Source organism: Vibrio sp. Y20_XG_PY13, assembly GCF_024181925.1.
Classification (GTDB): Bacteria; Pseudomonadota; Gammaproteobacteria; order Enterobacterales; family Vibrionaceae; genus Vibrio; species Vibrio parahaemolyticus.
Genome location: NZ_JAMZAL010000002.1, coordinates 235,261 through 256,159, shown reverse-complemented (window position 1 = coordinate 256,159; position 20,899 = coordinate 235,261). Strand labels below are relative to the sequence as shown.

Annotated in this window: 11 protein-coding genes; 8 read left to right on the top strand and 3 right to left on the bottom strand. The window is 43.5% G+C overall.

Features of this window, described 5'->3' with window-relative positions; genetic code table 11:
- The first annotated feature begins 3 nt into the window (after positions 1 to 3).
- Positions 4 to 1,341 carry a sensor histidine kinase gene (locus NL646_RS06270; protein ID WP_069549154.1) on the top strand — a complete coding sequence of 446 codons (1,338 nt, stop codon included), beginning with the start codon at positions 4 to 6 and terminating at the stop codon, positions 1,339 to 1,341.
- On the top strand, positions 1,328 to 1,801 hold the full coding sequence (locus NL646_RS06265) for a response regulator (protein ID WP_005454901.1): 474 nt from the start codon (positions 1,328 to 1,330) through the stop codon (positions 1,799 to 1,801). The genes NL646_RS06270 and NL646_RS06265 overlap by 14 nt, the downstream gene beginning before the upstream one ends.
- Before the next feature lie 108 nt (positions 1,802 to 1,909).
- Here NL646_RS06265 and scrG read toward each other — a convergent pair whose 3' ends face one another.
- Positions 1,910 to 3,709: a regulatory protein ScrG gene (gene scrG, locus NL646_RS06260; RefSeq protein ID WP_187567202.1), complete on the bottom strand. Its 1,800-nt coding sequence runs from the start codon at positions 3,707 to 3,709 to the stop codon at positions 1,910 to 1,912.
- A 345-nt stretch (positions 3,710 to 4,054) separates the two neighbouring features.
- Here scrG and NL646_RS06255 point away from each other — a divergent pair, with 345 nt between their 5' ends.
- The 4 genes from NL646_RS06255 (at position 4,055) to NL646_RS06240 (ending at position 8,713) form a co-directional block, all read left to right on the top strand.
- Positions 4,055 to 5,266, top strand: coding sequence for an HD-GYP domain-containing protein (locus NL646_RS06255; protein WP_253663990.1), 1,212 nt, complete (start codon positions 4,055 to 4,057; stop codon positions 5,264 to 5,266).
- Positions 5,267 to 5,466: 200 nt separating this feature from the next.
- The gene (locus NL646_RS06250; protein WP_180782760.1) at positions 5,467 to 6,093 is read left to right on the top strand and encodes a LysE family translocator; all 627 of its coding nucleotides are present in this window, start codon (positions 5,467 to 5,469) and stop codon (positions 6,091 to 6,093) included.
- Positions 6,094 to 6,272: 179 nt separating this feature from the next.
- Positions 6,273 to 7,811 carry a YjjI family glycine radical enzyme gene (locus NL646_RS06245; RefSeq protein ID WP_253663989.1) on the top strand — a complete coding sequence of 513 codons (1,539 nt, stop codon included), beginning with the start codon at positions 6,273 to 6,275 and terminating at the stop codon, positions 7,809 to 7,811.
- Positions 7,812 to 7,831: 20 nt separating this feature from the next.
- The gene (locus tag NL646_RS06240) at positions 7,832 to 8,713 is read left to right on the top strand and encodes a YjjW family glycine radical enzyme activase (protein ID WP_080606960.1); all 882 of its coding nucleotides are present in this window, start codon (positions 7,832 to 7,834) and stop codon (positions 8,711 to 8,713) included.
- Between the two features lie 15 nt (positions 8,714 to 8,728).
- On the opposite strand, the gene NL646_RS06235 is transcribed toward NL646_RS06240, so the two are convergent.
- Positions 8,729 to 9,667 (bottom strand): LysR family transcriptional regulator, encoded by a 939-nt coding sequence (locus NL646_RS06235; RefSeq protein WP_021448633.1) that lies wholly within the window; start codon positions 9,665 to 9,667, stop codon positions 8,729 to 8,731.
- 458 nt (positions 9,668 to 10,125) lie between these two features.
- Here NL646_RS06235 and NL646_RS06230 point away from each other — a divergent pair, with 458 nt between their 5' ends.
- Positions 10,126 to 10,878: a TerC family protein gene (locus NL646_RS06230; RefSeq protein WP_253663988.1), complete on the top strand. Its 753-nt coding sequence runs from the start codon at positions 10,126 to 10,128 to the stop codon at positions 10,876 to 10,878.
- A 202-nt stretch (positions 10,879 to 11,080) separates the two neighbouring features.
- Here the strand turns inward: NL646_RS06230 and NL646_RS06225 are convergent, their stop codons facing one another.
- A complete protein-coding gene (locus NL646_RS06225; protein ID WP_253663987.1) occupies positions 11,081 to 12,055 on the bottom strand; it encodes a peptidoglycan DD-metalloendopeptidase family protein in 975 nt (324 codons plus the stop codon).
- A gap of 292 nt (positions 12,056 to 12,347) precedes the next feature.
- Here NL646_RS06225 and NL646_RS06220 point away from each other — a divergent pair.
- The coding region (locus NL646_RS06220) for a tandem large repeat (RefSeq protein ID WP_253663986.1) at positions 12,348 to 20,899 on the top strand (8,552 nt) is incomplete at its 3' end.

The window sequence follows — 20,899 nt, the reverse complement described above, 5'->3', positions numbered from 1 at the left end:
TACATGTACGAAACCAAGTTAGATGCGTTAGTAGAACGCTACTTTAATCATATCGAACGTCGGCTGACTGTGTTGGCCGGCTCCGTATTGATCGAACAGCAAGGCTACAACGACCGTCTATACTATGTGCTCTCTGGAGAGCTTGCTGGCTTCTATGCGGACGAAGACAGAAAGCCTATTCAGGTATTCTCCGCCTCTCAAGGGGCATTTATTGGAGTGCACAGTTTTTTTTCAGGAACATGGACTGCCTCATCTACGGTGATTGCACAAACCGATGTAGAACTTGCGTGGATAGAACGCGATACGCCAGCCGTTGAAGAAGAAACTTACGGGCCATTAACCACACAGTTTATGCCCGTAATGGTGAATGAGTTGTCTCGCCGTCAGCGCCGCGCGATGCAAGAAGCGATAGCAAAAGAAAAGGCGCTGCAAAAGCTCCACACCGCAGAGCAAATGACAACACTCGGTCAATTAGCCGCAGGTATCGCACACGAACTTAACAATGCGATTGGTGTGGTCAGCAGTAAGTCGGAGCGTTTAGAGTCCGTCATTATGACGCTGCTTGAAGAAGTGCACCCAGAGGCGAGTCAGTTCTTTGATTTTGGTTTGATGCAAGGGCAAAAAGTATCGTCTAGTGAAGCGAGAAAGCGCGGTCGTCATTTCGAAAAATATTATGGGTTGCCTAAAGAGTTGGCACGTAATTTAGCGCGAGCCGTGCCAAATAACTACCTCTCGGAGCATTGGTTAAAAAGGCCAGAAGAGGCGATTCGTTACTGGCAAGTTGGGCGAGACCTGCACGACTTGCGTATCGCGTCTAAGCATACGGTTGGCATTGTTCGTTCCGTTAAGCAATTGGGCAGAACGGATATCGACCTTGATGAGGCCATCAACATTAACGATTCAATAAATCGGGCATTGGCGTTGCTGCAGAGTGATTTGAGGCGCGTTAGTGTGCGTTTCAGCCCTGCAGAACTGCCGGTTTTTATTGGATCGCAAACTGAGCTTGTTCAAATTTGGGTGAATATTTTAAAAAATGCGTGCGATGCGATGATCAACATTGAGTCGCCGGCCATTGAAATTCATACACGCGTGAGCAAAGGAAAGATTTTAGTCACGATCGCCAACAACGGCCCTGAAATTGATGAGGCCACGCGCCGAAAAATATTTAGGCCGAACTTTACAACGAAGAAGGGCGGATTGTCTTTTGGGTTGGGGCTTGGGCTCTCGATCGTTAAACGAATTATTGCAGGTTACAACGGTTCCATTGTCGTAAAAAGTGACAGTGAAAAGACCATTTTTAGAATCAAATTACCGGTAGAGGGTGAACATGGAGAAGCTTAATTTAATTTGCGTTGATGACCAACGAGAGGTGTTAAGCGCGGTTCTACAAGATCTAGAACCGTTGAATAAATGGCTGAATATTGAGGATTGTGAGTCTGCTGATGAAGTGCTTGAGCTGATGGATGAGCTTGATGCAGATGGTGAAATGATCGCGTTAATTATTTCGGATCACGTGATGCCAGGTAAAACGGGTGTTGAGCTGCTGACGGAAATTTCCAAAGACAGCCGCTTTGTTCGCACTCGCAAAGTCTTGTTGACTGGGCAGGCCACGCACACTGATACGATCAATGCGATTAACTCTGCGGGCATCGATCGCTATTTCGAAAAGCCTTGGCAAGCCAATCAGTTGATTGAGTGCGTAAGAAACCTCGTTACACAATACATTTTTGATATGGGGCTCGATTACACGCAATATCACGAGCACTTAGATCAAAACGTTGTGTTTGACCGCTTAAGATAGGTGGGTAAAGTTAACCTGAGTTTTCGCCACAGCCACGTTCTGTTTTGATATAAAAATCGGTGACTAAACGGTGGCTGTGCGGAACAGATGAGAATGACAAAATTCGAACTACGAATTCAATGAATATCGGCTAGCACTTGCGACAGATAAGGGTTTTGAGAACCAGTAACCTTGTAAATAGTCGACGCCCATCTGAGTAAAGAGGTCGCACATCTTCGCATCCTCAATGCCTTCAATCACTACCTCAATATTGTTCTCGTGGCACATTGCAATCAAAAACTTTAGGTACTCTCGCGAAGAGTGGTTTGTCAGCGTTTTCCAAGCCATCGATTTATCGATTTTTATCTGCGTCATCGGTAAATCAAAGAAGCAGTTTAAAGAACTGTACCCTGAGCCAAAGTCATCCAAAGACAACGCAAAGCCCAATTCACGAAGCGTGTTTAAGGGGGCCATAGCCGTTTGGTTGTTATCCAAAATGAATGTTTCGGTGAGCTCTAGCACGATAGACTGAGGTGCGACGCCAGCTTCGTCAGCCATGGCTTTGATTCTTGAGGGAAACTCACCATTCATAAGCTGAAGAACGGAGACGTTTACGTTCACTCTCACTTCATTTTGGTAGCGTTCACGGTATTGTTTTATGAACTGACAAGCTTTCGCGAACACTTGATAGCCTAGCTCGACGATCAAGCCTTTGTTCTCGGCTACGGGAATAAACTCATCGGGATAAATTTCGCCAAACTCTTTGCTGCGCCAACGAACGAGAGATTCAAAACTCACCACTTCGGAGCTTTTTGCATTAATGATTGGTTGAAACTTCACACTCAAGGTTTGCTTTTCTAGTGCGCTTTTCAAACCTTGCTCGATAAAAAAGTAACGATCCACCGCGTGTTGAGTGCGTTGGCTGTAAATGGCAATCCTATCTTTGTTTTGTTCACTGGCGTATTGGCATGTTCTTGCAGCTTTACGCAAAATTTCATCCGCAGAGTGCGCAGGGTCGATACAAGGGTACAAGCCAATGCTGATGTTACTGCCAAGATACTGGCCTTCTTCCACCACGGCTTCGTGATAGGTTTGTTTTATCGTCTCGGCGTAAGCTTGAAGCGTGTCTATTGAGCAATCGTCCTGAATTAAAATTGCGAAATCGTCATCATGTACACGATACACTGAGCAGTTAGGGGATGGCAGATGACTGAGCGTTTGCAGCAGCTTTTCCACCAAACCATTGACCAGTTCATTGCCGTACTGGTTCAGATAGGATTTGATCTCATTGATTTGGATGTAGCAAATCGACGTTGGCGTGTCTGTCGAACAGACGTGTTCTTCAATATCAAGCAGCAAATGCGCGCGGTTTGCCATACCTGAGGCGTTATCATGGAACGCGACTTGATGAATGTAGCTTTCCATTAATTTACGTTCAGAAATGTCGCGATGGCTACCCACCATATAATGGCCATGCTCAGTTTCTTTGGTCATCGCAACGCCTTCAATCCAAACGTATTGCCCGTTGGGTTTGCGCAGGCGGTAAGTGGTTGTGACGCGCGTATTGTCGGTATTAATGTGGGCATCGACGCGCTTGGACAATCTTTCCCTATCCAACGGATGCACCAAATCCAACCAACGATCTAGGTTGATGCGTCCAGCATTGATTCCAAGTTGCTCATAAAATCCCTGATTGTAGAAAACCATCGTCCCGAACTCGTCCATGTAGAAGAGGCCTTCGTTGAACACATCAAAGATATGAATAAAGCGTTCTTCGACGATCTTGAGAAACTCGCGATCATTGTCTGAGGCCTGTTGATCAAAAATGGTGGTCAAGACATGTCCTCCTCGTGCCTTACTGGCAACAGAGATGAGTGGGCGTTCCTGTAACAGGGAAATGAAGTAATCATGCGCATTATTAAGATACAAATGCTAATTTAAAATAGTAGACAGTCATGTTCTTGCGCTTTCAAATGAATAAAACTTCGTTTAGTTTAACTTGCTGATCATCGATATTTATAAAACTTAGTCAACAGTAAATCGTGTTTATATGAAATAGTTATTGATGCATTCCTCAAATTATTAAAATTAGTTAATAATGCTGTCATTTCTTGAGCTAAGTCCATAAAAATAAAATGGTTTTATGAAGTAAATCGCGCTATTAATTGACTGAATACTCATTAATTGAAATGAATTGAGGATTCTTATAACAGCTATGCGCGATATCTTTTATAATGCACGCGTTACCTAATAGTATTTAATAAATGTCACCATATGCAGTACAACCCAGAAGACTCAATTAAAATTGCAATCGCAGATGTTGCTGTCGGCATGTTTGTTACCGCGATAGAGCATAACAAACGAGTCAATTTAGCCAATGCTGGTCGAGTTTCGAGCGCAGAGGGCATTAAAAAGCTTCGCGCAAGTGGCGTGAAATTCGTTTGGGTTGATCAATCACTTTCTGCTCAGCAGTGCGTATTCAAACCCGTCGAAGAACCTATCGATATCGAAGTAGGGGATAAAACGCTTTCCGTATCAAGCAAAGTACAACGTGCGTATCGCTCGCGAGAAGTCCAACACAAGCGTGCTAAAAAGCTGATTGCGGAAGCAAAAGGCCTAGCGCAGAAACTTCTCAACCAAACTTTTGAAGGCAAAGTTATCCAAGTCGACGAGATTGAATCGTGGGCGGATGACATGATCGAAAGTGTATTTATTGATTCAGACGCTTTGCAGTGTGTTTCTGCATTGCGCCAGAAAGATTCTTATTTACTCGAGCATTCAGTAAATGTCGCCTGTCTGCTGGTTTCGTTCGGCAGACACTTAGGCTTAGACAAAGATACCCTCAAGCAATTGGCGATTGGTGGCATCATTCACGATGTAGGTAAAATCAAAGTGGACGATAAAATTCTTCACAAGCCAGCGCGTTTAACGCCAGAAGAGTTTGAGCACATGAAGTTGCACCAAGTCTTCGCGGGCGAGATCATCGTTGAAGTGAAAGGGTTGAGCGATGTCAGCCGAGACGTGTGTTTAATGCATCATGAAAAGCTTGATGGAACGGGGTATCCGCGCGGACTATCGGGCGACGAGATTCCGATTCATGGTCGCATGAGTTGTATCGTCGACATTTATGACGCGCTCACCGCTGATCGTTGCTACAAAAAAGGCATGAGCTCAGCAGAAGCATTTAAGATTTTGCTCAGTCTAACGCCTTTCCATCTTGACCCTGATCTGGTTTACAAGTTCATCAACTGCATTGGTGTGTATCCAGTAGGTTCTATCGTGGAACTCAGTGATGGCCGAGTGGGTATTGTGTGGTCTTCGAATCCATCTCAAGCGTTAAAGCCAGAAGTGAAATGTTTCTACTCCCGTAAGTACAAACGATACATTGATGTCGCGATGGTGGATTTAAAAACAAGTACGCAAAAAATTGAAAGAGCGATAGCGCCTTCATCGTTAGAAATTGATCCAAAACCGTTCTATGACTAAATCGGTACTTAGCTTGAATCATTACTGACTATTTTCTTTACACTATTGCATATAGCGAGTATTTTGGTTGCATAATTAATGCGCAATGAGGATTGCGCATTTGCCTCAAAAATACGTTTCAAGGATAGAAGCGTCGATGCTACATCACTTAGCTTAAGGCTTAATATGTGGCATCAAACCATGATTGGAAAGGAGCGCCAATGCAACTCGATACTTGGATTTACTACACTCTCGCGATACTCGTTCTCACTGCTTCTCCTGGGCCAAGTTCTCTACTTTGCTTAAGTAAAGGCGTCAGCAGCGGTTTTCGTCTCGCACTGACGACGGCTCTAGGCAGTTTAAGTGCGATTACCATCATTCTTACCCTTTCTTTTACCGGTTTAGGCGTTGTGATTGCGTCTTCTGAGTTCGTGTTTAACATCATCAAATGGTGTGGTGCGGCATATTTGATTTGGTTAGGCATTCAAGCATTTCGATCAAAACAAAACGATTTTGCGAAGTCCGACTCTACACTGGTGTCAACCAGCCACGTCAGCGCCTATACCAGTGGTTTTATCGTTGGTTCCAGTAATCCGAAAGCCATTATTTTCTTTACGGCACTATTCCCACAATTCATTGACCCAACCGCTTCGCTGCTGACCCAATATGCGATTTTCGCGGGTACATTCGTAGTATTCGAATTGAGCTGGTTAACCTTTTACGCCTTATTAGGGGTGAAAACATCCAATTGGTTATTTGAAGCAGGACGAGCTAAGTTGTTCAATCGCTTAACGGGTGGAGTGTTTATCAGTGCTGGTGTAATGCTATCTACGGCGAATCGCAGCTAGATTGTGAGGTAACCCCTAATTTAGGGATAGCTTATTTCCAATATGGAAATTAACGGTTTGTTTTTTTTCATTAGTGGCAAGGCTTAACTAGGCGTAAAATTCACTCTAGCCCTTTAGGGGTAATGGTCTGTACCTACCCAGATCCAGATGTCGTGGTCTTTTTTGCAGGAACATCCTTGATGACAAGCCTATCTGAACTCCAACAGCGTTTTCTCAATATCGCAACTGACGGCCGTTTGTCTCCGAAACAGAAGTCTAACTTCCTCGCTTTAGAAGCCGAAGCATGTATTCCATACATGCCCATTTCTGAAGCACTTCGTGAAGCGATGAGCGATGGCGTAATCTGTGACATGTTTGAAGGTCATGCGCCTTTTAAACCGCGTTACGTTTTACCTGACTATGCTAAGTTTTTATCTCAAGGCTCTGAGTATTTGGAGTTGCCACCTGCAGAAGATTTTGATGATGCGCTAAATATGCTTACCATCATCTATCATCATGTGCCGTCTGTTACCAATATTCCGGTGTATTTAGGGCAGTTAGACGACGTCCTGATGCCTTATGTAGGCGACCAAACTGAAGCGCAGATTTACAAAAAACTTCGACATTTCTGGATCATGTTGGATCGCACGTTGCCGGATGCCTTCATGCACGTGAATATCGGGCCGACAGACAACATTATCTGTCGCACTATTTTGCGTGTGGACGCAGAGCTCAAGCAAATTGCACCAAATCTCACGTTTATGTACGACGAATCGATCACTCCAGATGATTTGTTACGTCAGGCGACGACAAACATTTGTGAGTGTAGCAAGCCTCATATTGCGAATTACCCAATTCACGCAAATGCTTATGACGGAGCGCAGTTTGGTATCGTCAGTTGCTACAACTCACTCCTGCTAGCTGGTGGTTCAAACACGCTTGTACGCATGAATCTAAAAGAAGTGGCGAAACGTGCAGCAAGTCGCGACGATTTTTTCAGTAATGTATTACCGACGTATCATCAACTAATGACGGAGTTGATGGACGCAAGAAGCTCGCACTTGCATGAACAATCACAGTTCTTCCAAGGCTTCTTAACCCAAGAAGGCTTGATTGAAGAGTCACGCTTTGCGCCAATGTACGGCATTTATGGCATGGCTGAAGCGGTCAACTTACTTCTTGAAAAAGAAGGGCAAACCTCCCGCTACGGACAAGATGAACGTGCAAATGCATTAGGCCACGAGATTTCAGCGACACTAGCGACATTGGTTGATTCTACGCCTGTGAGATATGGCTTAGAGGGCAAAGCGTTGTTGCATGCTCAAGGTGGTATCAGTCTCGATCTGGATGTAACGCCAGGTGTGCGCCTGCCTTACGGTAGCGAGCCAGACCCTGTTACTTATGTACAAGCAACTGCGGCGCATCATCAATATTATCGAGCGGGTATCAGCGATATTCTAACGATTGATGAAACGGTGAAGTCAAACCCAGAAGCCATGTTCAATTTATGCAAGGGCGCGTTGAACGCGGGGTATCGAGAGTTCACCGCAAACGTCGCATCGAATGATTTAGTTCGAGTGACCGGTTATATGGTGACGTTATCTGATATCGCGAAATACGATGCGGAAGGTTCCCGTACTAATACGACGTTTTTGGGCGCTGAAGCGGCGAAAAACACTGGAATTTTAGAGCGTTCACCACGAGTGGTGAGCCAAGAAATGTCGCCAGTCTACAAGTAACTGGTGACGGAAAGAACAAGATGTCTAGACGAAGTGAAAGCCTTTTGGCGAAAGTAACTCGTATCCTTCCTTTCTCTTGTGTTGATGGGCCAGGAAATCGTCTAGTCATCTTTCTACAAGGTTGTAACTATCAGTGTTTGAACTGTCACAACCCTCACACTATCAACCATTGTAATCACTGTGGTGATTGTGTTGCAGAGTGTCCGGCAGGCGCATTGAAGTTCGACGAAAGTAACAACGTTGTTTGGCTTAAAGAGGAGTGCACCCACTGCGATCATTGTATAGAGATATGTCAGAACCAATCTAATCCAAAAATTACTGACTACTCTGTGGCGACAATGCTCGATTTGATACGAAAACAACGCTTTTTTATTAGCGGTGTGACGGTATCCGGTGGGGAATCTACCTTACAACTTCCTTTCATTATTGAGCTGTTTAAAGGGATCAAGCGGGATCCTGAACTACAGCACCTCACTTGTTTCATCGACAGCAATGGTTCATTGTCAGTCTCGGGATGGTTGCGTGTCTTACCTTTTATGGATGGCGCAATGATTGATTTAAAATCGTGGCAAACCGACACACATCGTTGGTTAACTGGCCGAGAACATCACCGAGTTTTTCAGACGATTGAGTTTCTTGCAGAACAACAAAAGCTGCACGAAGTACGTCTTCTACATATTCCCGGTAAAAGTGACTTAGATACGGAAATCGAATCGGTAGGGCGGTATCTTAATGCACTACCAAGCTCGGTACACGTTCGCCTCAATGCTTTTCAACATCATGGCGTGGTAGGAGAGGCACGTAGTTGGGACAAGTGTTCAAAAGAAGAGATAGAGCAACTAAAGAAACAGCTTGGAAAGTTTGTTGATCGTCCTATCGCTGTTCCTTCCGTATTCGTTTAGAGCTGCCTCTTATCTTTACACACCGCAGCCTTCGAGCTCTATACAAGCATCAAGCAACTGTTGTTGCAGCCATCTCAGAGCAGGATCATTGAGACTCGCTTTGTTCCACACCAAGCTGTAAGCCACTTGCCCGTAATCAAACGGTAAAGAGCGCTGCACTAAACCTTTCGCTTGATGTGCGACTCCCGCCCACAGTTTTGAACACGTAAATAGATAATCGGAATGATGGCACATGACGGCTGCCGAACCGAAATCTGCCACACGCATCGCCATATTACGCTTTGAATGCTGCTGAGTAAGGTTTTGCTCGAAGTAAGGCTGAGAAAGATCTTTATCGTGAATCCCGATGTGGCGAGCGCAAAGATAGCCTTCAATCGATAGGGGCGCTTTAGCTAACGGGTTTGATTCGCCCATTAAACACACCATTTCATCTTTCAAGATTGTTTGCCAAACCAAGTCTTTATTTTGAGTTGGTGGTTGGCTGATGTCATGCGGCAGCAGCAAAAAGTCGACTTGTCCTCTCACCAGCGAATCAAAACTCATCTCTTCTTTAGCATGGACGCTTAAGTGAGCATTGTTCCCCAACTGTTGAGAAATGCGCGTTAACACGGGAGCAAACAGCTCAAAAGAACTGCCTCTCATCGACAGAGAAAACGTACCTTGATAATAAGCTGGGTTGAATGAACCTTGGTGCAATAGGCCGTTCATGCTAGACAGAATACCGTGAATGGACGGGCCAATATTCAACGCAAATGGTGTGGGCACTAAACGTGTACCATCACGATAGAAAAGATCATCTTTGAGCGTTTCACGTAACTGGCTTAGCGTTTTACTGACACTGGAAGGCGTCACACAAAGTCGCTCGGCCGCCTGAGTGACACTGTGAGTTGTCAGCAACATGTGAAGGACGGTGAGGTGTTTTAAGCTAATGCGCGATAGAGCGATATAATCCATGAGAGCGATGATTTCTTGTGATTTCTGCCAGTATATCAGCATGAAACAAATTTTTACTATTGATCACTGAGTAAAAGTAGCATCTTTTTCTTTGAGCTCAATGGAATAGCTTAAGGTCCATTGTTGGCTTTATTTGATAAAAGATGCTTGGCGGACTTGTCGTTTTACTTGCCGAATATCTGAATATGCTTGATATAGAAGCGTTCTGAGCGGGGGCATTCCTTAAGCCTACACTATAAACTTTTCCGAGTGATAAACAGAGGAGGGGTGAGATGGAAAGAATCCTTTAGAGCACAAATAAAGACACTAGTTTTTGTGTTGAAAAGAGTATTGTGTTGCAAACCAAGAGGTGCTTAACTCTAGATCCCTAAGTAACAGAGGTATAAATAATTAATGGACGACCCCTTTAGTCGACTGAACCCTTCTCCGTATCGCTTCCACTCTCAGGAGGCATACTCATGTTAGAACTTTTCATGCAACCTGAAGCATGGGTGATATTTGCCACCTTATTTGCTCTCGAAGTTGTTTTAGGCGTAGATAACGTCGTTTTTATTTCCGTTTTATGTGAAAGATTGCCATCCCACCAGAGAAAGCTTGCACGAAACCTAGGTATTGGTCTTGCGGTGTTAGCGCGTATTGGATTGGTGTTTTCTATCACATGGATCATGCAACTTACACAACCACTATTTAGCGTTGCAAACCATGCAGTGACAGGTCGAGATATGATAATGATCTTGGGTGGTGCGTTTTTGTTAGCGAAAAGCTTAAAAGAGCTTTGGAGCTGGTTAACTCACAATGAAACCAATCACTCTACCCATGTACGAACGGGATTGGCGGTGGTTTTGTTACAAATCGTTGCGGTTGATGCGGTATTCTCGATGGATTCTGTCATCACAGCAGTCGGTTTAACAAGTGAAGTACCGCTTATGGTTGCTGCAATTATTGCTTCTGCATTGGTCATGGTTATGACTGCTGAGAAGATCAATAACCTAGTTACTCGTTACCCTGGTTTCAAAACCTTAGCGCTACTGTTCCTAGTATTGCTGGGTGGCTTGCTGATGGCCGAAGGCTTCGCAATCCATATCAATAAAGGGTATGTGTACTTTGCGATGGCGTTTGGTTTGGTGTTGGAACTGTGTCACATCCAACTAAAGAACAAACAGCGCCGAACTATCCAGCGAATCAGGCAGATGCATGACGTAGCTATCTAGAGCACTTGTTTAATACATAAAAAATAAATAAATTCTCATGGGTAAACAAATGAGTGCCGGAGTGCTTTAAGGTGAAAACTGAGTTGTCGAGAACTCGGTTTTTCAACTTTAACTTCAGGAGAAAGAAGTGCGTTTGTCTACAGTGGTTCCTTCAGCCAAGCTTGTACTCATTTAGCTCGGTACTCCGGAATTATGGTTCGGCTCATAATAATTCTTTTATTAGCTCTGCTCGTTCTGTCTTTGCTGCTAGCATCATCTGTATGTTCAAAGACGGAGCCTGATTGCTTTTGATGTAACGAGCATAATCTACCGGAGCGCCATCTACGAAGAGCTCTAAATGAAGATGAGGCCCGGTTGTCCTTCCAGTATTGCCTGAACGTCCTATTTCTTGTCCTTTGACTACGTTGTCACCTTTCCTGACGCTACTACGTGATAGGTGTAAGTAACGAGATATGGAACCGTTAGTATGACGAATGTTAATGTAGTTGCCAGCAAAACGGTTGTATCGTGACTTAACAATAACACCATCGGCGATAGAGTATATCGGTGTTCCAACAGGTACTGCGTAGTCCGTGCCTAAATGTGGGGTATTCAAACCTGTGATAGGATGTTTTCGTTTTAAACTGAAACCAGAACTAATTTTGTACTCTTTTGCCAGTGGAAATGAATAATAAGGCTTTCGCGTTAACCTATTTCCATATTCATCGTAAGCATTATTTTTTCCATCGTTAATAATAAAAAAGTCTTTTTTACTACCGGAATAGTAAAAGGAACTGATGTATTTTTCATTATAACTATTGGTTCGGGTTTTTAGTGAGAACTTATCTCCCTTTCGAACTGAACCTATAATGTCAAATTCGCTTTCAATCAATTTAATCAATGACTTTATCTCTTGTTGAGATAAGCCTGCATTAATCAAAGAAGTCACAAAAGCATAGTTAATAACGCCAGTAGTGATCTTTGTTCGTTGAAAGTGACTATCGTAGTTTTTTTCTATACTGTTGTTAGCTTCTTTATCGAAAAGAATACCTTGATAACTATGGGATATAACTTCTGATTGTTCCTCGGGAGTGAGCAGATAATGACTAAAAGATACGCTTGCAATAATAGTGAGTGCGATGGTAATAAGAGGCAGAGCAAGGTTATGATTACGTGAACTTAATATTAAACTTGTCATTAAATGAAAACTGTGCTTAGAAGCTGAAAATTGAGGGGAGTATAATATTTAAAATAAAATCTTACACGTCACTAACGACAATTCCTTTGTTTTTACTAACTAAATAATGATAGATATGAAATAGCACTAAGAATAGGGTTGAAAAGTGTCTGTTTTTTTAGTTTTTTTGCTTTATTTTATGGTTATTTCGTCGCGTTGAGAAAATTCCACACAATAATATAATCTCGGCAAAAATATACTCTGCCAGATTATTATGTTCACTAAAAATACGCTAAAATCAACGTTAGGTCTCATGGCTACTTCACTATTATTGAGTGCATGTGGCGGAGGGGACGGTGGCGATAATACGCCACCTGCGAGGAATACAGGAACCATCTCAGGTAATGTTTTTGACGCTCCAGTCAATGGTGCAAAAATTGAGGTGTTTGAGTTTAAAGATGGAAAGCTAGGAAGGAAGCTAGCGAGCACATCTTCCAATGCATTTGGTGATTACAAAGTCGAATTTGAATCGTCTTCGATGCCATTGTATGTCGTCGCACAACAAGGTAGTTACACCGATCCTTTAACAAAAGAGATTGTGTCCTCGAGTGTTGGTAAAACGTTGCGTTTAGAAGGCGTGGTGAACTTCAGTGAAGGTAGTAACCAAAAGTTGATGTTGACGCCTCTGACCAATATTGTTTCCGGTTTCGCAAAATATAAAATTGCAGGCGGCGTGTCTGGCTCGGACGCTGTCTCTCAAGCTCTTGATAGTATTAATGGCATGTATGGTTTTGATGTCAATGAAACCACACCAATTGATATTACTAAAGGTGGGCAGAGTAGCTTTGCAACGCCGGGGCATCAGTATGGTGCATTGCTTACTGCATACTCTTCTTACTCTTATGACATGATCCAAAGGTACGGTCAATCCGAAGACAATGTATATACATCAATGCATTTAGCTGATGTACAGTTTCGTGATGTCATTGCAGACGGCCTTCTTGATGGCCTAGAAATAAGCGAAGCAACGGGAGCTGTCACACCACTTACATTTGGTCAGCAGAAAATCACCAGTGATGTGTACACTCAAGAACTCTCTCAGCAAGTTTTGATAGTTGTAAATGACCCTACACTCAACATTTCAGGAACAAACGCTGACGATTACGTTGCCTTTAGCCAACAAATAAATAACCTTGGAACCGCTGGCGAAACAGATGGTGTCATTCCACCTCGTGATGACACAGATATTGATACCATTCCGCCAACTGCAACGCGAACAGACAATGATGTATTGGCAGGTAAAGACATCGTAGATATCAAAATCAATGACGATATTGGTGTTGAGTCAGTGTCTGCATTTGTTGAATACAAACTCAACGGTGCATGGCAAGGTGAGTTTCAATGTAATGATCAGCTGACGTCAGGCAGTAAGTTTTGTTCGGTGGATGCGCAAGGGTTTGAGATTGGTCTCCGTGAAACGAACATCAAAGTAAGCATTGATACAAAAGCGATCGATGCTGTTGATGTCGACCAAGAAACTGGCCTTTCCAAGGTTACTGCTGCACGTTTAGTCTTATACACTGCAGATGTACTCGGAAATAAATTGCTTCCTGGCGGTGGGAAAGGTCATTATGTCAATTTCTCTTGGGATAACGACGCGCCAGTTATCACCGTGACCTCGTCTAGCGCTATCAATAATGAGCTTCAAGAATATGTACTTAAAGGTCTTGTAAAAGAAGCGTCTCAGGACATTAAGTCCGTCAGTGTGTCATTTAAGGGTGGTTTGCCTGACGATGTTGCTTGTTCTCCCGTTACGTCAGAGTCGGGAAGTGCCTGCGAATTTAGCAAAGCGTATTTAACAGACCAGTTCTTATCAACTACCACGTTTGATATAAAAGCCACTGATACAAAAGACAATGTCGGTGAGTTTCAACATGCGGTGAGCCGAGATGATCAAGCACCAGCACAGATCATCACATACCCGGAAGGTACGCCCATGAGCTACGTCAACGTGAGCCTTAATGGAGAACGAACCACTTACGAAGGCGTATATTCACAAGATACTTATACAGCTGATAACGTGCAGTCCAGCCGAGATTACTTGAAAATAGATTATGTCTATGCAAGCGCAGGTCTTAAATCCATTAGTGGGATTGATTTCGCAAACTTCAATGTTAACTTATTGAAAGAAAAAAAGATTCCTTACGTTCGTGTCAAAATATCTGATGCGAGTTCAGAGACTGTATTAGGTTCAAGTGCTGACAAACTTAAGCTCGTCGTGAAGTATTACGTAAGTCAAAACAATGACAACAACTATGCGTTCCAAAATACAACGCAGACGTTAGCTTCGACGGACGCCATAACCGCAAGCATTCCTCACGAAACCATTTTGGATAGTAGCGGGCGAGTTGATGAAGTTATTTACTATGTCCCTTTTGTAAAGGAGATCCTAGGTGATGGCTTCAAAAACGTCTCAGAAAACGCGAGCCAAAAACTGGTAATTCAAGCTATTGATGAGTCAGAGAATGAAAGCACGACTCAAGAAGTTTATTTCAGAAGCAGTTTCGACTTGCCGACGATGACTATCGTGACACCTTTCATTGGTGCACGTGTTCAATTGGAAGGTTTAAACCCTAACGGAGAGTTTACGTCATTAGCCAGTTGCTCCACGATTCAGCAACCGGAAAGTGATGAGTCTGCCGCGTTTGATGTTGCTTCATGTGAGACTACAACCGATGTTGTTAATTATGATTTTATGCGAGTTCGCTTAATTGGTGTTGATGGAACTGATCCACATTACTATCAATGGAAGGATAATAAAAGCGCAAGAGCTAGCGTTAACTTAAACGATGCAAATATAGGCGCATACTTCGAACTGAACGGTTCGAATACTTATTATGTTACGGAGTTATCTACTTACCAAACAGGCCTATTTGACTATCGCTGGAATCAAGTTGAGGCCGGAGACAAAACCTCAGAGCGCGCGGCTCTCATTCTTACGGATGTGAAGTATGCATTGTCCGGTGGCAACGATTCATTTTTCGGTTTCGATCCAACAGTGACATCTTATGCGACTAACGAGATGTTAGAAAACCCAATTCCAGATGAACTGTCCAACGACTACTTGCATCGATTCCTCGTTGAAGCGATCGATGATTTAGCTCAAGACACGCCACGTAATAACTCTTCTGATTTTGCTTCTGCTATCTATGATGATCTGAGCTATGACGGTAAGGCAAACGGTATTGGGTCTGGAGGTAATCTAATTAAATTAGATAGTTATGAGTTTAGTTCTGACACTTACCGTAAAGATCTCGCTCAGTCTTACTACAACATCATGACGGAAAAATACGGAATTCCAACCAATATTGCCCAGCTTTATGCTGACGATATATCGCAGGCAAATCCAAAGCTAGACGAAGACGCTATTTTTGATAGTGAGGGAGAAAGTATAGATAAAGAAGCGCCTAAACAAACGTTAACAATAGAGACTGGCCGAGAAACTATGGTCGGCAACAAACGTTACGTAGCAGGCGAAGTTGTTTCTAAAATTGTCTTGGAAGATCCATCAGGTATCGTTGAAAAAACGGAAAATGCGCCTACATTCAAGAGCATGTGGTATGCACAGAGCACGCCTAATACCGCGATACCATTGGAACTGAGAATTGATGAGTCTGGCAACAGCAATAAATTCCGTAAAGAGTATTTGTTTACACTCAATACGCAATCAACAGACCTAATAGACATCATCAAGTTTGCTCTGGAGACAACGGCGGTCGATACCCAAGGTAACGCTTATACCGATCTAAACCCATATATTGAAACTCTATATGTTGATAATGACTATCCCGCAGCGACTTACATTCCACCAAACGACTTGGAAGGGAACCCAATTGGCGAGGATATTTATTTAAATGCGAATTCAGTTCATGAGTTGACATTTAAACTTCAAGATCTTGTGGGGGACCAACTGGATAAGCGGAGTTTATCGTTTGTCGATCTCTCAAATGGTACAACGGTCGATTACACAAGCGATCAGTTTTCCAGTAATACGCAAGATTCATTTAAGGTTAAATTATGTACAGGTACTCTTTGTGCGAGCCAAGGTAAAGTCGTTTATCCGGGAGATGGTAACTGGACTGTCAATGTAAATGCAGAAGACAATTTGGGGAACTTTGTTAATCGTCAAACTACAAATTCACCAAAATTCAATATCTTAATTGACTCTGAAGGGCCGATTGTTAATGGAGGAACAATCAATAAGCGTTTGGGTGGAAACTCATCTTGGGTGCCGGATATTTCTTGGGGTAACTTGAGTCCAGGCAGTGTAGTTGAAGTTGATATGAAGACGGAGTTTGGTAAGCGTATTACTTTGCAACATTATGAGACTGAACCTACAGACAGTGTGGAGCCTTATCTATTCGGAGAGCAACCAAACATTGAGGTTCGTTTAATAGCCGGGGCGTTTAAGTATGAAGAGACGAACTCGTTTTACGTAAAAGCCAAAGACAGTGCTTACCCTCAAGCAGAGTCGACAAGCGAATTTGTTTTTCAAGTAGACAACAAAGGCCCGGTAATTGAGCTGGCTGAACCTTGGATCGTAGACAAAAACTCTGCTGGTAACTACGTCCTGGGACCTGATTTTCAAGTGAAGCTGACTTCAGTCATTGATGATTCTAAAGTGAGTAACGTCGAGCTGTGGCAACAAGCTGGTGACGCTGCAATACGATCAATTGTGCCTAGAGATCCAACACAACCATTTGAAATGGAAATTGGTCGTATACAAAGTGACAGTATCACCATTGATGCAAATAAGAGGGCGAACCTGTTCATTAAGGCGATAGATGAGTATGGATTCGAATCTCAGACAGAGCCACGAACGATAATTATTGACCGAGATGGTCCTACGTTAACTCTGAATGGGTTTAACTCGGAAAGTTATTATCGTGGTAACTACGTGTTTTCACTTTCAGCTCAAGATCTGAGCGAAACGGGAACGCCTTCATCAAATGGTGTGAACAAGACGACATTGGAATATTGGAGCTTTATCGATACACCTTCTGATACCGGCACACAAGTAGATGAAGATATGAAAGTGAGCTTAGAAGGACAGAATGATGGTGATAGTTCAACCCGTACAATCAAACTCAGGGGCAGCGATGTTCGCGGGAATGCGACAGAGGTAGATTACGCGATTAAAGTGCAAAACAAGTTGCCAACAATTCATAGTGTGTCTTTTTCCTATGAAGATGGAACGCCGATTACTGGTGGGTTAGTTACGCGCAACGATCCTGTTGTTATTACCCTTGATGCGGAAGATGCAAGTGGAATTCCTCAAATCGACGGCACTTATAGATACGGCGATCAAACCAATAATATACAGTTTAGTGAAGATGAAATGGGTAAGTGGAAGGGAAGACTAACTTCTGCAGAATTATCTCAGGATGGAAGCTATGAACTAAAGTTCAAAGTTTATAACAATGTTTTGTATAACTCAGGCGAAACACGGCCAGTAGCAGAACGTTCGGAAAGTATTAATGTTCAACGCGAAGGGGTCGTGTTATCTGTCGCGCAACCTGAAAATTTTCAGGCTCATATCTCGGGTAAGACGTTGAGTGTCGAGTTCAACCCTGTAGGTGATGTTAAGGCTCGGACTCTAGAATGTTGGGTAAGAGAAAATTACACCTCAAGCGAAGCTCCAAATGATGGATTGAGCAATGCTTACTCTGGCGTTATCACTAATCCACAGGAAAGTTATAAGTGTAGTGTGACGACAGATGTAAACATGTCTACTGCACCTGTCGTTCTAATTACTAGGACAGTGGGCCAGAACGATACAGAGACGGTGAGCAAATTCAGCTTTAATATGATGGATATTGAAGCACCAGCAGCATTAGAGGATACCTATCTATTTACAGGTAACGAAGTTGAATTTGATGCCGATGGAAACAAAATGTTGAGCTTAACATTGAGCTTCAAAGATAACTTATCAGGGGTGAATACTGGGCCAACGAAACGACCGTTGTTAGTTAGAAACCGTTTTAATATAACGTTTGAACCAAAAAGTTGTAGCGTGAGTGCTGGGGTTACTACGTGTACTTACACCGAACGTTATTCGGATATCATCGCAACGGGGGTATCACAACATCTATATACCATTAAAAATTTATCTGATATGGCAGGTAATACATCCTCAGATCATTCTCTAGAACTATTGTTGCCACCTCCAGGTTCAGTTGATATTGGAATCACAAGCCCAACGGATGACAGTATCATTCGAGGCGCTCAGCTGGTGATGAACTTTAAAGTGAAGGTTGGGGCACAATCAATTTTAGAAAATGTGATTGCAACAGTGGATGGGGATTCATATAACCTCAATGATCATCCAGGGAACTTTTCACGATTTAACGATTGTGGAGAGGGCTATTCCTGTTCGACATTTGAAGCGCCTCTAAGTGCGACTTTGGATGGACAAGTGATCAAACCGAGCATCCAAGCTATTGATGTGTGGGGAGACTCAAGTAGCGATAACGTCAGTGTGATGGTCGATAACAGCAAACCAATAATTGATAGTGACGCTGTTGTCAGTGAATCCCCTACAGATTCAAACTTGGTTAGGTTCCAGTTTTCTATTAGGGATGAAGGAAGCGGTATTGCAAGCGTCAAATACACAACCGTTAACCCTAGCCATGTTTTTAATAAAGAGGAAAATGCAGATAACTCACATCTTTATTTCGAGCTGCCAAAAAGTGAGCTGCAAGGGCTGAATCAAATCCGAGTAAGCATTGAAGCAACGGATAAAGTGGGCTGGAGTGAAAGTAAGACTGTGGATATTGATGTGTCTGTACCTACTATTACGGTCTCATTTAATGGAATGACTAGCTTGCAAGGAGGCAAACTAGCTTTTACAAAAGAAAGTCAGTTATTCAATGTGACTTCAAAAGAAGGACATGATGTAAAGGCATCAAACTACTCTATCGATTTAGTTCCAAGTACAGGTGATACGCTAAATTTTTCGGGGAATATCGTCTCATCGACAGGGTCTGATACTATGGTTTTTGACGCTGAAGATCAGACCGAATATATGTATAAAGTGACGGTCACCGACTCAATAGGGCGTTCTATTACAGACTTTGAACTTTTTAGTACAACATATGGTGCCAAAGGCATCACATCTATCGTTGACTACGAGTTACCAACAATATCTGGTGTTTCTGCTGATCAAGTATCTATGACACCAACGGACGGTAAATATGATTTAGATGTAACAGCGTATGTTACAGATAAAAACTTGAGTTCAGTGACATCTACAGCAGATAACGGGAGTGGGGTAAAAGTGGGACCACAATCAGTTACAGAGCCTGCTAGTGTAGGTGATCCTTATGTGATGCACTACTCATTGACTCCTGGTACCTATACGATACAAGTAGCCGCGTTGGATTTGGCGAACCATAAGACTGAGAAATCAACAAGCGCTACCGTAAAGGCAGCAACCGTTCCAGAGTTAACAATATCAACTGCATCATCTAGCCCTTCGGCTGGTGGAGTTGAAATCCCGCTTACATTTGCTTTTTCAGAAGAGGTTAAAGAATTTAGTTTCTCCGATGTGAAATTAGAAGCGAGTGATAAAAACGAAGCTGGAGAGCTTCAGCAAGTATCATGGAACACCAGTGACAATATAACTTGGACCGCAACCTACACAACTCCAGAAAAACAAAATAAAGAAATAATCATACGGGTCGACGATGATAGTTATGAGAGCGTCAACTCTATCCCCGGAAAAGGGGATAGTTTAATTTTGGAGGTAGAAGGAGTGTTACCAACGCTGTCAAAAGTGACTTTTGATCCTAAGCATCAAGCGATAGGACAGTCGGTGAACATCACACTTGAGTTCGATAAGGAAGTGCAAGAAGCGACAGCAAAACTGGGAAATAATGATGTTACTTCACTCGTTGCTACGGCGAATAAGAAAATTTGGACGGGGAGGGCTGAAGTCCCCAATATTCCAGAACTCAGTGTCGGCCTATTTGTAAGTAAGTACAAAGACTTGATTGGTAATATGGGCGAAGATGATTCTTCCAACGCAATGCCAATCACACCAACCTTGGCGATCACGCCAGTAGGCAATGTGGATAGCAGCAATGCTGCCGCATTGCAGATCACCGGTACTTCAAGCCGCTTTGATGGCCAAACCGTGAGCGTAGAAATCAAAGCGCAAGGCAGTGAAACGGTTATCGCCAGCAGCAGTGCCACGGTACAAAGTGGTGGCGCTTGGACGAGCAACGCGATGGACATCAGTGGTGAGCTAAATGGCACGTACACCGTCGTTGTCACAGGCACCAATGCCTCAAACGTGGAAGCAACAGAAAGCACAAACTTCACGCTATCGCAGGCATTGCCAACACTGAGCAACGCAACATTCAATCCGACGCATCAAGCGGAAGGACAAAGTGTCGCGGTCAGACTGGAGTTTGATAAAGCGCTGCAAGCAGCAAGCGCAGAGCTTGGTGGTTCCGCCGTCACACTGACTAAGACAGCGGATGCGAAAGTCTGGACCGGTGATGTTGTCGTGCCAGTGTCGTCAGAGCTAACCGTAGGCTTGGTGGTGAAAGACTACCAAGACCTTTCGGGGAATACGGGCGCAGAAGACCGCAGCCACTCGATGCCAATCACACCAACCTTGGCGATCACGCCTGTAGGCAATGTGGATAGCAGTAACGCCGCCGCATTGCAGATCACTGGCACTTCAAGCCGCTTTGATGGCCAAACCGTGAGCGTAGAAATCAAAGCGCAAGGCAGTGAAACGGTTATCGCCAGCAGCAGTGCCACGGTACAAAGTGGTGGCGCTTGGACGAGCAACGCGAT

Coding starts and splice junctions, on each gene's coding strand:
- NL646_RS06240 (WP_080606960.1), top strand. CDS start 7,832: ATGTCTAGACGAAGTGAAAGCCTTTTGGCGAAAGTAACTCGTATCCTT.
- NL646_RS06225 (WP_253663987.1), bottom strand. CDS start 12,055: ATGACAAGTTTAATATTAAGTTCACGTAATCATAACCTTGCTCTGCCT.
- NL646_RS06230 (WP_253663988.1), top strand. CDS start 10,126: ATGTTAGAACTTTTCATGCAACCTGAAGCATGGGTGATATTTGCCACC.
- NL646_RS06250 (WP_180782760.1), top strand. CDS start 5,467: ATGCAACTCGATACTTGGATTTACTACACTCTCGCGATACTCGTTCTC.
- NL646_RS06265 (WP_005454901.1), top strand. CDS start 1,328: ATGGAGAAGCTTAATTTAATTTGCGTTGATGACCAACGAGAGGTGTTA.
- NL646_RS06235 (WP_021448633.1), bottom strand. CDS start 9,667: ATGGATTATATCGCTCTATCGCGCATTAGCTTAAAACACCTCACCGTC.
- NL646_RS06270 (WP_069549154.1), top strand. CDS start 4: ATGTACGAAACCAAGTTAGATGCGTTAGTAGAACGCTACTTTAATCAT.
- NL646_RS06255 (WP_253663990.1), top strand. CDS start 4,055: ATGCAGTACAACCCAGAAGACTCAATTAAAATTGCAATCGCAGATGTT.
- NL646_RS06245 (WP_253663989.1), top strand. CDS start 6,273: ATGACAAGCCTATCTGAACTCCAACAGCGTTTTCTCAATATCGCAACT.